17 protein-coding genes are annotated in these 15,019 nt (G+C 62.0%); 11 read left to right on the top strand and 6 right to left on the bottom strand.

All coding sequences use genetic code 11. The features are described from left to right. Positions 1–24: 24 nt before the first annotated feature. The 3 genes from CKW13_RS12300 to CKW13_RS12290 form a co-directional block, all read right to left on the bottom strand. Positions 25–816, bottom strand: coding sequence for a phasin family protein (locus CKW13_RS12300; protein WP_095108885.1), 792 nt, complete (start codon positions 814–816; stop codon positions 25–27). 10 nt (positions 817–826) lie between these two features. Next, positions 827–1,249, bottom strand: coding sequence for a phasin family protein (locus CKW13_RS12295; protein ID WP_095108884.1), 423 nt, complete (start codon positions 1,247–1,249; stop codon positions 827–829). A gap of 155 nt (positions 1,250–1,404) precedes the next feature. Beyond that, positions 1,405–1,680: a polyhydroxyalkanoic acid system family protein gene (locus CKW13_RS12290; RefSeq protein WP_095108883.1), complete on the bottom strand. Its 276-nt coding sequence runs from the start codon at positions 1,678–1,680 to the stop codon at positions 1,405–1,407. A gap of 150 nt (positions 1,681–1,830) precedes the next feature. Here CKW13_RS12290 and ubiE point away from each other — a divergent pair, with 150 nt between their 5' ends. The 11 genes from ubiE (at position 1,831) to CKW13_RS12235 (ending at position 12,168) form a co-directional block, all read left to right on the top strand. Next, positions 1,831–2,601, top strand: coding sequence for a bifunctional demethylmenaquinone methyltransferase/2-methoxy-6-polyprenyl-1,4-benzoquinol methylase UbiE (gene ubiE / locus CKW13_RS12285; protein ID WP_095108882.1), 771 nt, complete (start codon positions 1,831–1,833; stop codon positions 2,599–2,601). Next, positions 2,601–3,224: an SCP2 domain-containing protein gene (locus tag CKW13_RS12280; RefSeq protein ID WP_095108881.1), complete on the top strand. Its 624-nt coding sequence runs from the start codon at positions 2,601–2,603 to the stop codon at positions 3,222–3,224. The genes ubiE and CKW13_RS12280 overlap by 1 nt, the downstream gene beginning before the upstream one ends. Next, positions 3,221–4,825: a ubiquinone biosynthesis regulatory protein kinase UbiB gene (ubiB, locus tag CKW13_RS12275; RefSeq protein ID WP_095108880.1), complete on the top strand. Its 1,605-nt coding sequence runs from the start codon at positions 3,221–3,223 to the stop codon at positions 4,823–4,825. Before CKW13_RS12280 ends, ubiB begins: the two co-directional genes overlap by 4 nt. 134 nt (positions 4,826–4,959) lie before the next feature. Beyond that, positions 4,960–5,358, top strand: coding sequence for a phosphoribosyl-AMP cyclohydrolase (gene hisI, locus CKW13_RS12270; RefSeq protein ID WP_095108879.1), 399 nt, complete (start codon positions 4,960–4,962; stop codon positions 5,356–5,358). Beyond that, positions 5,351–5,683, top strand: coding sequence for a phosphoribosyl-ATP diphosphatase (locus tag CKW13_RS12265; protein ID WP_095108878.1), 333 nt, complete (start codon positions 5,351–5,353; stop codon positions 5,681–5,683). The genes hisI and CKW13_RS12265 overlap by 8 nt, the downstream gene beginning before the upstream one ends. A gap of 27 nt (positions 5,684–5,710) precedes the next feature. Further along, positions 5,711–5,986, top strand: coding sequence for a twin-arginine translocase TatA/TatE family subunit (locus tag CKW13_RS12260; RefSeq protein WP_095108877.1), 276 nt, complete (start codon positions 5,711–5,713; stop codon positions 5,984–5,986). Positions 5,987–5,997: 11 nt separating this feature from the next. Beyond that, positions 5,998–6,390 (top strand): Sec-independent protein translocase protein TatB, encoded by a 393-nt coding sequence (tatB, locus tag CKW13_RS12255; protein ID WP_095108876.1) that lies wholly within the window; start codon positions 5,998–6,000, stop codon positions 6,388–6,390. Further along, positions 6,387–7,187, top strand: coding sequence for a twin-arginine translocase subunit TatC (tatC, locus tag CKW13_RS12250; RefSeq protein ID WP_095108875.1), 801 nt, complete (start codon positions 6,387–6,389; stop codon positions 7,185–7,187). The genes tatB and tatC overlap by 4 nt, the downstream gene beginning before the upstream one ends. After that, a complete protein-coding gene (locus CKW13_RS12245) occupies positions 7,184–7,891 on the top strand; it encodes a 16S rRNA (uracil(1498)-N(3))-methyltransferase (RefSeq protein WP_095108874.1) in 708 nt (235 codons plus the stop codon). Before tatC ends, CKW13_RS12245 begins: the two co-directional genes overlap by 4 nt. A gap of 125 nt (positions 7,892–8,016) precedes the next feature. Beyond that, a complete protein-coding gene (locus CKW13_RS12240; protein ID WP_095108873.1) occupies positions 8,017–9,933 on the top strand; it encodes a methyl-accepting chemotaxis protein in 1,917 nt (638 codons plus the stop codon). A 327-nt stretch (positions 9,934–10,260) separates the two neighbouring features. Beyond that, positions 10,261–12,168, top strand: a complete 1,908-nt coding sequence (locus tag CKW13_RS12235) for a methyl-accepting chemotaxis protein (RefSeq protein ID WP_095108872.1) — start codon at positions 10,261–10,263, stop codon at positions 12,166–12,168. 33 nt (positions 12,169–12,201) lie between these two features. On the opposite strand, the gene CKW13_RS12230 is transcribed toward CKW13_RS12235, so the two are convergent. From CKW13_RS12230 to CKW13_RS12220, 3 genes are all read right to left on the bottom strand, one after another. Further along, positions 12,202–12,936, bottom strand: a complete 735-nt coding sequence (locus CKW13_RS12230; RefSeq protein ID WP_095108871.1) for an amino acid ABC transporter ATP-binding protein — start codon at positions 12,934–12,936, stop codon at positions 12,202–12,204. Next, the gene (locus CKW13_RS12225) at positions 12,929–13,888 is read right to left on the bottom strand and encodes an amino acid ABC transporter permease (RefSeq protein ID WP_095108870.1); all 960 of its coding nucleotides are present in this window, start codon (positions 13,886–13,888) and stop codon (positions 12,929–12,931) included. The genes CKW13_RS12230 and CKW13_RS12225 overlap by 8 nt, the downstream gene beginning before the upstream one ends. A 148-nt stretch (positions 13,889–14,036) precedes the next feature. After that, positions 14,037–14,834, bottom strand: coding sequence for a transporter substrate-binding domain-containing protein (locus tag CKW13_RS12220; protein WP_095109003.1), 798 nt, complete (start codon positions 14,832–14,834; stop codon positions 14,037–14,039). Positions 14,835–15,019 lie beyond the last annotated feature (185 nt).

Here is a 15,019-nt window from a genome sequence, read left to right as displayed (position 1 = left end):
GGCGTTTTTGCATGCCCTGCAAAATCAGGACTGACTGGTTGGCACCGGGGTTGGCGCCACAGTCGGGGCGGGCGTTGGCGCTGCTGCCGGCGCCGGGCTGGCCACAGCAGGCTTGGCTGCTGCGGCTGGCTTGGCGGCCGCGGGTTTAGGCGCGGCAGGCTTCTTGGCGACTGGTTTTTTCGCCGCTGCCGGTTTGGCCGGGGCCTTGGCAGCAGGTTTTACCGCAGCCTTGGCCGCGACAGGCTTGGCCACCGGTTTTGCAGCAGCCTTGGCGGCTGCGGTTTTCGCCGCCGGCTTGGCTACTGCTTTAGCGGCTGGTTTGGCAGCAGCCTTGGCCAGAGGCTTGGCCGCGGTTTTTGCCGCAGGCTTGGCCGCTGCAGTTTTCGCCGCGACGGGTTTGACCGAAGCACCGGTCAGGCGCTCGATCTGCTTGGTCAGGGTATCGACCTTGCTGTGCAGCGCCTTCACTTCATTGCGGCTCGGGACACCCAAACGGGAAATGGCGCTGTTCAGGCGTTTGTCGAAGGCTTCTTCCAACTCGCCCCATTTGCCCAGGGCGCGGTCTTTGACATCACCGACGCGGGACTTGGCCGAACTGGCGGAGTCCTTGGCGGCATCCACTTTCTTGCCCAAAACGCTCTTGGTCAGTTTCTCGGCTTTTTCGCCGTCCTTGACCAGGCTTTCAAATACCTTGGAACCGTCAGCATCGATCTTGGAATACACGCCTAAACCAGCAAGCCAGATTTTGCGGGAGTAGTCTTCGACTTTCCCGACCCACGAGTTGCCTTCTTTCTCAGACTTCTTTTTAACAGCCATCCCGTTCTCCTTAATGTTTACGCGCGACACGTTCGAGCAATGCCGTCAGCCCATCGAGCTTAGCAGAGAGTGTCTCAACATCATGTTTAGACGCAATGCCGAAGCGATTCAAGGCACTGGCGACACGGGCGTCAAAAGCTTTTTCGACTTTATCGAGTTGAACTTCGACCCGGCCTTTGAAACTGCCAACATCATCTTTGACGTTATCGATTTGGCTATTAGCGGCTTCCAGTTGTTCAGCCACAACTTTTTTGCCTTTCTTTTCAACTGTTTGGCCAGTCTTGACCAACTCATGAAAATACTCGGTGCCTTCCTGGCCGACTTTGGCGTAGGCACCCAGGCCGGCCAACCAGATCTTGCGGGCATAAGATTTAACTTCGCTCAGAGTGGTTGGCTGAGCATCGACTTTTTTCTTCAGACTTACTTTGGCCATGGTGCACCTCACGCGCAAAAAGGTTTGAGGAACCGCCCACGAAATTGGGGCTAGGGCACAAAGTAGTGAGATTAATTAGAAACGGCACCCTAACAACTGACGTACATCACAAACAGTCTTTGCGGGCGCGAGCCGGCGCCCACACAAAACCCCACTCAGGCCAGCGCCTTGTCCAACGCCTTTTCGATTTCGGCCTTGATGGTGCCGCTCATCGCCGACATCAACAGCCCCAGCTCCACATTCACCCGGATCGACTTCTCGCCTACTTCCACCGCGCCGGCGACCCCGGAGCGCTTGAGTTTTACCGTGTCCCCCGCCCACTGGGGCTGCAGCCCATACTGGTCGGCCAGTTTCTGCACCAGTACCTGGGCTTTCTCGCGGGCGGCTTGCAAACCCAGGTCGTGGGCACGCTCAACATTTATACGGGCCATTGGCTAACTCCTGTTTTATCGGGGTTTGCCGGATCGATCCTGACCTGCGTCAAAACGTCCCGGCGATTGCCTATCTTACCTTCAGCCTTGCCAAGACAAAGCCCGCCACCGGGATTAGAATGGCCGGCATTCTCTTTTGGTGACAGCGATATGACTGATTCGCACAAAGGCAGTGATGCCGAACCTACCACTCACTTCGGCTTCAAAAACGTCCCGCAAAGCCAGAAAGCGGAAAAAGTCGCCGAAGTATTCCACTCGGTCGCCAGTAAATATGACCTGATGAACGATGTGCTTTCCGGCGGCATGCATCGCCTGTGGAAGCGTTTCACCATCGAGCTGTCCGGCGTGCGCAGCGGCAACCGCGTGCTGGACATCGCCGGCGGCACGGGCGACCTGGCCCTGAAGTTCTCGCACCTGGTCGGCCCGACCGGCCAAGTGGTGCTGGCCGACATCAACGAATCCATGCTCAAGGTCGGCCGTGATCGCCTGCTCGATCGCGGTGTGGCGGGCAATATCGAGTTCGTCCAGGCCGACGCTGAAAAGCTACCGTTCCCCGACAACCACTTCGATTGCGTGACCATCGCCTTCGGCCTGCGCAACGTGACCCGCAAGGAAGACGCCCTGCGCTCCATGCTGCGGGTGCTCAAACCGGGCGGTCGCCTGCTGGTGCTCGAATTCTCCAAGCCCACCAACGCGCTGATGTCCAAGGTCTATGACGCCTACTCCTTCGCGTTCATGCCGATGGTCGGCAAGCTGATCCTCAACGACCCGGAAAGTTATCGCTACCTGGCCGAATCGATCCGCATGCACCCCAACCAAGAAACCCTGAAGTCGATGATGGTCGAGGCCGGTTTCGACCGCGTGACTTACCACAACATGACCTCGGGCATCGTCGCCCTACACCGCGGCATCAAGCCCTGATGTTGCTCAGCGGCCTGCTGGCGGGGGTCGAACACGGCCTCAACCGCGTCCTGCGCCTCGACAGCACGGCTCTGCCGCGCCTGGGTCATTTGAACGGCAAGGTGATCGCCGTCGACTGCCGCAGCCCGGCCTTGCAGTTGTTCATCCTGCCCAGTGATGAAGGCCTGATGCTGGCCGCGAACTGGGCCGCCGACGCCGATTGCACCTTGCGCGCCCCCGCGTCGAGCTTGCTGAGCCTGGCCCTGAGCAAGGACAAGACCGCGATCCTGCACGGCCCCGACGTCGAACTCGACGGCGACAGCGCGGTACTGCTGGACCTGGCCGCCGTGCTGCAAGACCTGGAGCTGGACTGGGAGTACGAGCTCTCGCGCTGGCTTGGCCCCGTCGCCACGCAGTTGATCGGCGGCCATTTGCGCAGCCGCAGCCGTTGGTACAGCCAGGGGTTCGCCAGCCTGAACCAGAACCTGGGCGAGTACCTGAGTGAAGAAGCCCGTGCCCTTGTAGGCCTGCGCGAAGCCGAAGCCCGATTTAGCGAACTGGACCGGATCAAACTCGATCTGGAACGCCTTGAGGCGCGTGTCGAGCGCCTTTCCCGATCCCTTGATTCAAGCGATAACGCATGAAGCTGCTTGCCGTCCGCCGTTTGTTGCGCATCCAGCGCGTCGTGATCCGCTACCGTCTCGATGACCTGCTGTTCGACCTCCCATTGCCCTGGTTCCTGCTGGCCCTGCGCTATGCCTTGCCGTGGCGCTGGTTCCCGCGCAAGCCCCTGGACCTGAGCCGTGGCGCGCGCCTGCGCCTGGCGTTGCAGGATCTGGGGCCGATCTTCATCAAGTTCGGGCAGATCCTCTCCACACGCCGCGACTTGCTGCCCGAAGACATCGCCGACGAACTGATGCGCCTGCAAGACCGCGTGCCGCCGTTCGACTCGCAAGTGGCGGTCGATCTGATCGAAGCGCAACTGGGGCAGAAGATCAGCGACGTCTTCAGCCGTTTCGACATCGAACCACTGGCCTCCGCGTCGGTGGCGCAAGTCCACGCCGCGCAGCTCAAAAGCGGTGAAGAAGTAGTGGTCAAGGTCATTCGCCCGGGCCTCAAGCCGATCATCGCCCAGGACCTGGCGTGGCTGTTCATCCTCGCCCGCGCCGCCGAAAAACTCTCCGCCGACGCCCGCCTGCTGCACCCGGTGGACGTGGTGCAGGACTACGAAAAAACCATCTACGACGAACTCGACCTGCTGCGCGAGGCGGCCAACGCCAGCCAGCTCAAGCGCAACTTCGAGGGCTCGCCGCTGCTGTACGTGCCGCAGGTTTATTGGGACTGGTGCCGCCCCAAAGTGCTGGTGATGGAGCGCATCTATGGCATTCAGGTCACCGACCTGGCGACCCTGGCCGACCAGCGCACCGACATGAAGGCCCTGGCCGAACGCGGCGTAGAGATTTTCTTCACCCAAGTGTTCCGCGACAGTTTCTTCCACGCCGACATGCACCCGGGCAATATTTTCGTCAGCACCGTGAACCCCTGGAGCCCGCAGTACATTGCCATCGACTGCGGCATCGTCGGCAGCCTGACGCCCCAGGACCAGGACTACCTGGCCCGCAACCTGTTCGCTTTCTTCAAGCGCGACTACCGCCGCGTGGCGCAACTGCACATCGATTCGGGCTGGGTGCCGGCCGAGACCAAGCTCAATGAGTTCGAGGCGGCGATCCGCACCGTGTGCGAGCCGATCTTCGAAAAGCCGCTCAAGGACATCTCCTTCGGCCAAGTGCTGATGCGCCTGTTCCAGACCGCCCGGCGCTTCAATATGGAAGTGCAGCCACAATTGGTGCTGCTGCAAAAGACCCTGCTCAACATCGAAGGCCTGGGCCGCCAGCTCTACCCAGACCTGGACCTGTGGAACACCGCCCAGCCGTTCCTGGAACGCTGGATGCGCGAACGCGTCAGCCCCAAGACCCTACTGGGCAACCTGCAAAGCCAGGTCGAGCAATTGCCGCACCTGGCCAACATGACCCGCGACCTGCTGGAACGCATGTCCCAACCCCACGCCGCGGACCCCGCGCCACCCTGGCATCGGCGCAAGGACGACTGGTTCCTGCGCCTGCTGGGCGCCGCGCACCTGGCAGGTGGCGCGGTGCTGGCGGCGGGCGGTCCGCTCGGTGAAGCAGGCCACTGGCCGGCCGGCGTGATGGTGGCCGTGGGCTTGTATCTGGTCGTGCGCCGATAGCCAGCCGGGGTATCGGCTGGCACACTGAAGCGAATTAGTTGCAAGCTGCAAGCGAATCGGCGGCGCGACCTAGGTTAGTAAGCTTTTACTTGCAGCTTGAAGCTTCAAGCTCGCAGCTTTTTCAGGAACTGAAAATGAATAACTGGCTGGACGAGATCAAATGGGACGCCGATGGCCTGGTGCCAGCAATCGCCCAGGATCACAAGACCGGGCGCGTGCTGATGATGGCGTGGATGAACCGCCAAGCGCTGCAATTGACCGCCGCCGAGAACCGCGCCATTTATTGGTCACGTTCGCGTGGCAAGCTGTGGCGCAAGGGCGAAGAGTCCGGCCACGTGCAGCATTTGCATGAACTGCGCCTGGACTGCGACGCCGACGTCATCATCCTGAAAGTCGAGCAGGTTGGCGGTATCGCCTGCCACACCGGCCGCCAGAGCTGCTTCTATCGTGTCTTTGAAAACGGTGCCTGGGCAACCGTCGACCCGGTACTCAAAGACCCGCACGCCATTTATTCGGACCACAAACATGACTGACACCCTGACCCGCCTGGCCCAGGTGCTCGAAGAGCGCAAAGGCGCCAGCGCCGACAGTTCCTACGTCGCCAGCCTGTACCACAAGGGCCTGAACAAGATTTTGGAAAAAGTCGGCGAAGAATCGGTCGAGACGATCATCGCCGCCAAGGATGCCGCCATCAGCGGTGACTGCAGCGATGTCATCTACGAAACTGCTGACCTCTGGTTCCACAGCCTGGTCATGCTCGCCCAACTGGGGCAGCACCCGCAGGCCGTGCTCGATGAACTGGAACGACGCATTGGCACCAGCGGGCATACCGAGAAAGCCTCGCGCCCGTCCACCTGAATTCAACTTCTAGAGAGGAAACGCAACATGGGCATTTTTGACTGGAAACACTGGGTCGTCATTCTGGTTGTCGTGGTGCTGGTGTTCGGTACCAAGAAACTGAAAAACCTGGGCACCGATGTCGGCGAATCGATCAAGGGCTTTCGCAAAGCCATGAACGACGACGAAAAACCGGCCGAACCCAACGCATCCACGGCGCAACCCGTGCCGCCGGTGCAGCCCCAGGCTTCGCCACTGAGCCAGCCGCACACGATCGACGTGCAGGCGCAAAAAGTCGAAGAGCCGATCCGCAAAGACTTGTGAGCACCCAATAAATGTTCGGTATCAGCTTCTCTGAACTGCTGCTCGTCGGCCTCGTCGCCCTGCTGGTGCTGGGCCCCGAGCGCCTGCCGGGTGCTGCGCGCACCGCAGGCCTGTGGGTCGGGCGCCTGAAACGCAGCTTCAACGCAATCAAGAATGAAGTTGAACGGGAAATCGGCGCCGACGAGATTCGCCGGCAATTGCACAACGAGCACATCCTGTCGTTGGAGCAAGAGGCCCGCAATATCCTCAACCCGCAGCAGAAAAACCCCGGCACGTTCACCCCGCCGGTACAGGAACCGCCCGCCGCGCCTAGCGTCGAGCCTGCTGCGGTTGTTACCCCGACAGAATCCGTGGCGGCTACCACCGCCGCTTCCGAGCCCACTTTGCCGCCGCGAGCCCCATGAGCGCTGATAAACCGGAACACGACCAGCACATGCCGCTGGTCTCGCACCTCACCGAGCTGCGAACCCGCCTGCTGCGCTGTGTCGCGGCGATTTTCGTGATCTTCGCCGGGCTGTTTGCCTTCACCCAGCAGATCTACACCTTCGTCTCCACGCCGCTGCGCGATTACCTGCCTGTCGGCGCGACGATGATCGCCACGGACGTCTCGTCGCCGTTCCTCACGCCGCTGAAGCTGACGATGATGGTGTCGCTGTTCCTCGCGATCCCGGTGATCCTGCACCAGATCTGGGGCTTCATCGCGCCGGGCCTGTACAAGCACGAAAAACGCATTGCCGTGCCGCTGCTGGTGTCGAGCATCCTGCTGTTCTACACCGGCATGGCGTTCGCCTACTTCCTGGTGTTCCCGCTGATCTTCAAATTCTTCGCCGCCGCCACCCCGGCGGGCGTCGAGATGATGACCGACATCACCAGCTACCTCGATTTCGTGATGACGCTGTTCTTCGCCTTTGGCGTGGCGTTCGAGATCCCCGTCGCGGTGGTGCTGCTGGTGTGGATTGGCGTGGTGGACGTCAAGTACCTGAAGAAGATCCGCCCCTACGTCATCATCGGCTGCTTCGTGGTGGGCATGATCCTCACCCCGCCGGACATCTTCTCCCAGACCCTGCTGGCGATCCCCATGTGGTTGCTGTTCGAGATCGGCATCCTCTTTGGCAGCCTGGTCAGCAAGCGCGGCGAGCACCCCGACGACCCGCCTTCGGACAGTGAACCCCAAGACCAGCCGCCAGCGACCCAAGCGTGAACCTGCTGCTGCTCGAAGAGGCCGACTTCATCGCGCCGGACCGCGCCGTGCTGGGCGGGCGGCGCCTGACCCATATGCAGGAAGTACACCGCGCCGCCGTCGGCGACAGCTTGCGGGTCGGGCGCATTGGCGGCTTGATGGGTTCGGCGCAATTGCTGCGCCTGGACAGCCATGAAGCCGAGTTGCAGATCAGCCTCGACCAACCGCCGCCGGCCAAGCTGCCGCTGACCCTGCTGCTGGCCCTGCCCCGGCCGAAAATGCTCCGCCGCGTGCTGCAAACCGCCGCCGCCATGGGCGTGCCGCGGGTGGTGCTGGTCAACAGCTACCGGGTGGAAAAAAGCTTCTGGCAAACCCCGTTCCTGGAACCTGCCGCCGTGCGCGAGCAATTGATCCTGGGCCTGGAACAAGCGCGAGACACAGTGCTGCCCGAGGTCATCATCGAGAAGCGCTTCAAGCCCTTTGTCGAAGACCGCTTGCCCGCCCTGGCCGCCGATACCCTGGGCCTGGTCGGCCACCCCGGCCCTTACCCGCCGTGCCCGCGCGGCCTCGACGAACCGGTGACCCTGGCCATCGGCCCCGAGGGTGGCTGGATCCCCTACGAAATCGACCTGCTGGCCAAGGCCGGCCTGCAACCGGTGCAACTGGGCGAGCGTATCCTGCGGGTCGAAACCGCCGTCACGGCGCTGCTCTCACGGTTGTTCTAAACGCTCCTGTAGCAAGCGGGCCGCTCCAGTTACAGACAAAGGTCTTACATCCAAATCCTACAGAACCCACAGCGACGGCCGATAAATCCCTTATAGAACCAGTTGTCTTTTCAGGGAGTTACAGCATGTACCGGTGGTTAGCCCATAGCTTGGGAAATGTGAGTGTCAATCTGAAACTCAGCATCGGCTTCGGCCTGGTGCTGCTCCTCACCCTGCTGATTACCCTGACCGGTTGGACCGGCCTGGGCCATGTGATCGAACGCGGCGACAAACTGGGCTTTATTTCCAGCCTCAATGAACTGACCAAAGACCTGCGTGCCGCGCGCCTGACCTACGAACTGCACCACGGCGAACAAGGCACCGAGGCGGTCAGCGACCTGTTGAATAAACTCGATGCCAGCCTGCAACAGGCCCGCACCTACATCACCCACCCCGAAGACGTCACGCTGATCGGCCAGCAACAGGCCGCCGTGGCCGAGTACAAGCGCGGTTTCGTCAATTTGGCCGAGGCCAACCAGAACCGGGAAGCCAACCGCGCCCAGCTCATCGCCACCGCTAATGCGGCGATGGCCAGCGTGGCGCAGGTGGAAAAATCCCTGCTGCAAGGCGAAAGCGTGGCGCAGTTCAACAGCGTCATCGAGTTGAGCAAGCTGATCCAGCAAGCGCGCTTCCAAGTGCGCGGCTACACCTTCAGCACCAAGGCCGAGGCCCTGCAACCGGCACTCGAGGCCGTCGACAACGCCCTGGCCTACCTCACCGGCCTGCCCGCCGCGCTGCCCGAGCAGCACATCGCCCACCTGCAACAGGCCAGCGAGGCACTCAAGGGCTACCGGGTGGCCGTCACCCAGTTCGCCCAGGCCCAGGAAGCCAACGTCGCAGCCCTCAAGCACATGGCCGACCAGGGCACGCGCCTGATGGACCTGAGCAACCAACTGACCGTCTCGCAAACCGCCAAGCGCGACAGCGAAGCGGCCAGCGCGAAAAGCACCCTGATGCTGGCCACCGTGCTGGCGCTGGCCTTCGGCCTGTTCGCCGCGTGGAGCATCACCCGGCAGATCGTCACGCCCCTGCAGCAGACCCTCAAAGTGGTCGAGCGCGTGGCCTCTGGCGATCTCAGCCACGACCTGGATGTGCAGCGCCGCGACGAACTCGGCCAACTGCAACAGGCCATGCAGCGCATGACCGTGAGCCTGCGTGAGTTGATTGGCGGCATCAGCGACGGCGTGACGCAAATCGCCAGCGCCGCCGAAGAACTGTCGGCCGTGACCGAGCAGACCAGCGCCGGGGTCAACAGCCAGAAAGTCGAAACCGACCAAGTGGCCACCGCCATGCACGAAATGGCCGCCACCGTGCAGGAAGTGGCGCGCAACGCCGAGGAAGCCTCCGAAGCCGCCGTGGCCGCCGACCAGCAGGCCCGCGAAGGCGACAAGGTCGTTGGCGAGGCCATCGCCCAGATCGAACGCCTGGCCACCGAGGTGGGCAACTCCACCGAGGCCATGAGCCATCTGCAACGCGAGAGTGACAAGATCGGCAGCGTGCTGGACGTCATCAAATCGGTGGCGCAACAGACCAACCTGCTGGCCCTCAACGCGGCCATCGAAGCGGCGCGCGCCGGCGAGGCGGGCCGTGGTTTTGCGGTGGTCGCCGATGAAGTGCGCAGCCTGGCCCAGCGCACGCAAAAATCCACCGAGGAAATCGAAGAGCTGATCGTCGGCCTGCAAAGCGGCACCCAGCAGGTGGCGACCATCATGGACAACAGCCGCACCCTCACCGACAGCAGCGTGGAACTGACCCGCCGCGCCGGGGGCTCGCTGGACAACATCACGCGCACCGTCTCGGCGATCCAGGCGATGAACCAGCAGATCGCCGCCGCTGCCGAGCAGCAAAGCGCCGTGGCCGAAGAGATCAACCGCAGCGTGCTCAACGTGCGCGACGTGTCCGAACAAACCTCGGCCGCCAGCGAAGAAACCGCCGCCTCCAGCGCCGAACTGGCGCGCCTGGGCGTACACCTGCAAAGCCTGGTGGGGCGGTTTAAGGTCTGATACCCCGTAGGTACATCAGCCAGGGTTGGCTCTGCATGGGCTGCCGTCATCGCGGGCAGGCCCGCTCCCACAGGTGAACTGTGGTGTGGGTGGGATTTTCATTTTCCTGCTCGCGATGGCGGCCCTGAGTGGTAGGGGTAAGACCGTTGCCACCCACAAAAAACCTCCCCCAAAGCCCTCTGTCCGGAGGGCTCTTTTCTGAAATTTCTTACGCAATTTTCAGGTCGAGGCTTACAGGGCTGACGCCGATCAACAAGGACATGCGCTCCTCTCCTGACACCCGTCAGCCGCAGCGCCATGCCCTTCTTGAATCGTCGGAGGTTCATCATGTTTCGTTGGCTGACCCGCGCCGTGGACAACATCAATGTCCCCCTCAAACTTGCCCTGGGCTTCGGCCTGATCCTGCTCCTGACCCTGGCCATCGCCCTCACGGGTTGGAGCGCCCTGGGCACGGTGCTCTTTCGTTCGCAGACCCTGACCGAGCTGGCCCAGTTAGGCCTGAGCAGCAAAGACCTGCGCAACGCCCACATCATTTACCAGGACTCCAGTTCCCCCAAGAACCTGGAGGCCATCAGCCGTCATCTAGCGAAGATCGACCAGCAACTGGACAGTATCGCGCTGCGCCTCAAAGACCCGGTCAACCTCAGGCAAATCCAAGTCAGCGCCGGGTATGTCGGCAACTTCAGGAATCGCCTGGGGGAACTGGCGCCGGCCATCGAGCAACGCGAAACAGCCCGCAACCAACTCAAACTTAGCGCCAAGCGCACCAGCGAAGCCGTCGCCCGGTTCGCCAGCGACCTGCCCAACCAGGACGACCAGCAAGCCCTCAAACCCGTAGAGCAACTGCGCCAGGCTATGGCCCAAGTCGAAGACCATGTGCTGAGCCCAGCCTGGATCGCCACGTCCCTGCAAAGCTACGCCGATACCGTTATCAACGGCCTCGCTGCCGTGGAACGCGCCGAAGCGCAGTTGCAGGCGTTGCCCGCCCACATGGCCCCCCTCAAAGCTGCGCTGCTCGATTACCGCACCCAGATCAGCCTCATGAAGGATGCGCAACTGGGCACTGAAACGACCCATGAAAAAATGGCCCAGCAACTCGACGCCCTGCTCAGCGAGAGTGGCGATCTGAGCCGGGATCAATTGCGCAAGGCCGCTAACCAGGCTGATTACGCCAACACCTTGCTGGCCGCGGTCACCGCCGTCGCGATCCTGATCGGCATGTTCGCCGCGTGGCTGATCTCCGCGCGGATCACCGTGGCCCTGCACCAAACCCTGCAAGCGGCCAACCGCATCGCCCAGGGCGATCTGCGCCAGGACCTCGACACCCGGCGCCGCGACGAATTGGGGCGCCTGCAGCGCAGCATGCACAACATGACGCTGAACCTGCGCAGCCTGATTGGCGATATCGGCGAAGGCGCGATCCAGATTGCCAGCGCCGCCGAGCAACTGTCGGCGGTCACCGAACAAACCAGTGCGGGGGTCAACAGCCAGAAGGAAGAAACCGAATTAGTGGCCACGGCCATGACTCAGATGGTCGCCACGGCTCGCGAGGTGGCTCTACATGCCGAGCAAGCCTCCCGGGCCGCTGTGGAAGCCGACCAGCATGCTGGCCAGGGCGATCGCGTGGTCGGCGAAGCCATCGCCCAGATCGAGCACCTGGCCAGCGAGGTCAGCCATTCCGGGCAGGCCATGGAGCAGTTACAGCAGGAAAGCGGCCGCATCGGCAGCGTGCTGGACGTCATCAAGTCGGTCTCGCAGCAAACCAACCTGCTGGCCCTCAATGCAGCCATCGAGGCAGCCCGCGCGGGGGAGGCCGGGCGCGGTTTCGCGGTGGTCGCCGACGAAGTGCGCAGCCTCGCGCAGCGCACCCAGCAATCGGCCGAAGAAATCGAACAACTGATCCTAAGCCTGCAAAACGGCACCCAACAGGTCGCCAGCATCATGGCCAACAGCCAGAGCCTGACCCACAGCAGTGTCGAACTGGCCCGCCGTGCAGGGGAAGCGCTGAACCACATTACCCGCACCGTGGCCAGCATCCAGGAAATGAACCCACAGATCGCCGCCGCCGCCGAAGAACAAAGCAGCGTGGCCGAAGAGATCAACCGTAATGTGATGAATGTGCGCGAAGTGTGCGAGCAAACTTCGGCGGCCAGCGAAGAGACCGCAGCGTCCAGTATCGAACTGGCGCGTTTGGGTACGCATTTGCAGCGATTGGTGGAGAAGTTCAAGGTATGAAGCCGAACCGGGGCCAAAGGCCCCGGCCCGCCTTTACAGGACCTGACGCAAAAACGCTTGGGCGCGAGGGTCTTTCGGGGCGGCGAAGAACTCCGCCGGAGGGGCATCTTCGAGCAACTTGCCGTGGTCGAAAAACAGCACCCGGTCTGCCACTTCCCGGGCAAAGCCCATTTCGTGGGTGACGCAGACCATGGTCATGCCTTCCAGGGCCAGAGTTTTCATCACATCAAGTACTTCGCCGACCATTTCCGGGTCGAGCGCCGAGGTGGGTTCGTCGAACAGCATGACCTTAGGGTCCATGGCCAACGCCCGGGCGATGGCCACCCGCTGCTGCTGGCCGCCGGACAGGCGCGAGGGAAACTCGTTGGCCTTTTGCCCGATACCGACCTTCTCCAGCAGCGCCCGCGCCTTGGCCTCACGCTCGGCCTTGCCGCGCTTGCGCACGACTTTCTGTGCCAGGCACAGGTTTTCCAGCACGGTCATGTGGGGGAACAGGTTGAAATGCTGGAACACCATGCCGACTTCGCGGCGGTAGGCGTTGACGTCGGTCTTGGGGTCGGCCAGTTGCAGGCCATCGATGCTGACCGAGCCGGCGTCGAACTCTTCCAGGCCATTGAGGCAGCGCAGGAAGGTGGACTTGCCCGAACCCGACGGGCCGATCACCACCAGCACTTCGCCCTTCGCCACTTGGGTGGTGACGTGGTCTACGGCGCGCACGACTTGGCCGCGGGTGTCGAAGACTTTTACCAGATCGCGGACTTCAATCACTTTGCGCGAGCCTCCGCTCAAGCCGGCTGGCGATTTTCGACAGCGGCAGGTTAATCAACAGGTACAGGCCCGCCACGCAGAACAGGATCTCGAACGGCGAGAAGGACGTGGTGATGACCTCGCGCCCGCTCTTGAGCAGTTCGGTGATGGCGATGACCGACACCAGCGAGGTGTCCTTGACCAGGCTGATGAACTGCCCGGCCAGCGGTGGCAGCACTCGCTTGAAGGCTTGCGGCAGCACCACATGGCGCATCGACTGGCCAGCACTCAGGCCCAGAGAACGGGCCGCCTCGTCCTGGCCACGGGTGATGGACTGCACCCCGGCGCGGATGATTTCCGCCACATAGGCGCCGGTAAACAGCGACAGCGCAGCGATGCCCGCAATCTCCCGGGACAGGTTGAGCACCGTGCCGATGAAGAAGTAGAAGATGAAGATCTGCACCAGCAGCGGCGTGCCGCGCACCAACTCGATGTAGACGATGGACAGGTCGCGCAGGGTCGGGTTTTTCGACAACCGGCACAGGCCCGTGGCCAGGCCGATCACCAGGCCCAGCACGCCGGACACCACCGACAGCCAGAGCGTGGTCCACAAGCCCCACAGCAGCGGGCCGGCCGCCCAGTGCCGGGTTACGCCGATCACGTCGCCTTCGGCCACGTCATCGCCGCGGGCCACTTGCAGGCTGTTGTCGTCGACCGTCACGTGCTGCTCGGCCCCCGCGTCGTTGCGCAGGGTCACTTGCGCCTTGCCGCCGTTGCGCACCACTTCGCTGACGGTGGAAATCTCTGCCGCTCGTTGGGATTCTTCAGCGTGGTAGGCGAAATACTGGGGAACGCGGTTCCATCGCCATTCGTATGACATCAGCGAGGTGGCGTAATACAACGCGCCAGCCAGGCCGATCAGCACCAGCACGGTCAAAACGTGCCAGGGCCATTGGGCTTTTTTTTGTTTCATTGCAGGATCCGAAATGTATGTCGCCTGGGAGGCCTCTATCGCGAGCAGGCTCGCTCCCACACCGGACCAAGTAGGTCAATTGTGGGAGCGAGCCTGCTCGCGACAAGGGCAGCGGGTTGCCGTTGACACCCCACCGCCCTGCATAGCCTCACTCCATGTCTTTTAGCCAAGCGGTGTCTTTGAACCACTTGTCATGGATGCGATCGTAAGTGCCGTCTTCACGGATCTGGTGCAGGAAGTTGTTGATGAAGTTCAGGCTGTCGTAGTCACCTTTCTTCAGGCCGAACGCCAGGGGCTCGAAGGTGAACGGCTTGTCGAGGAACACCAGTTTGCCGTTGCCGACCTTGTTCACCGCGACCACGTTGTACGGCGCGTCGTAGATGAAGGCATCAGCCTTGCCGTTGACCACGTCGAGCACGGCTTCCTGCTCGTTGTCGTAGCCGTGGTATTTGGCTTTGGAGATCAGCTTCTTGGCGACCATTTCGCCAGTGGTACCAAGCTTGGAGGTGATGCGGTAGTCAGCGCTGTTCAGGTCTTTGTAGGACTTGATGGTGCCTTCCAGTTCCTTGCGGATCAGCAACGTCTGGCCGACCACGATGAAGGGTTCGCTGAAGTTCAGGCGCAGGTTGCGTTCCTGGGTCAGGGTCATGCCGCTGCCGATCATGTCGAACTTGTCGGTCAGCAGGGCCGGGATGATGCCGTCGTAGCCGGTGGAAACGGTTTCCAGCTTGACGCCCATGGCCTTGGTCATGGCCTTGAGCAGGTCCACTTCAAAGCCGATGATCTCGCCGCGTTTGTTGGTCATCTGGAACGGCATGTAGGTCGGGTCCATGCCCACCTTCAGCGTGCCGCGCTTGACCGCGTCGTCGATGGCGCCAGCCTGCGCCGCGTTGACCGAAACCAGTGCCGTGACGCCGAGCAGCAGCATCGAAAGATACTTCTTCATCATCAAGTCCCCTAAGCCATTTTATTGTTTGAGGCGAGTGCGCCTTGGGTTTCCTTGTGGGAAACCGGCAGATACATAGTTTTGTGACACCCATACGGGGAGCGATGCTAACCCACTCCCCCGACGGCACAAAGGTCTGGGCGGCAATTGTTGTTGCTTGAAGCACAAATAGCCGTAGGACATAT

This window comes from Pseudomonas sp. Irchel 3E20, from assembly GCF_900187645.1.
GTDB lineage: Bacteria > Pseudomonadota > Gammaproteobacteria > Pseudomonadales > Pseudomonadaceae > Aquipseudomonas.
This window is presented reverse-complemented; position numbering and strand designations above follow the sequence as displayed.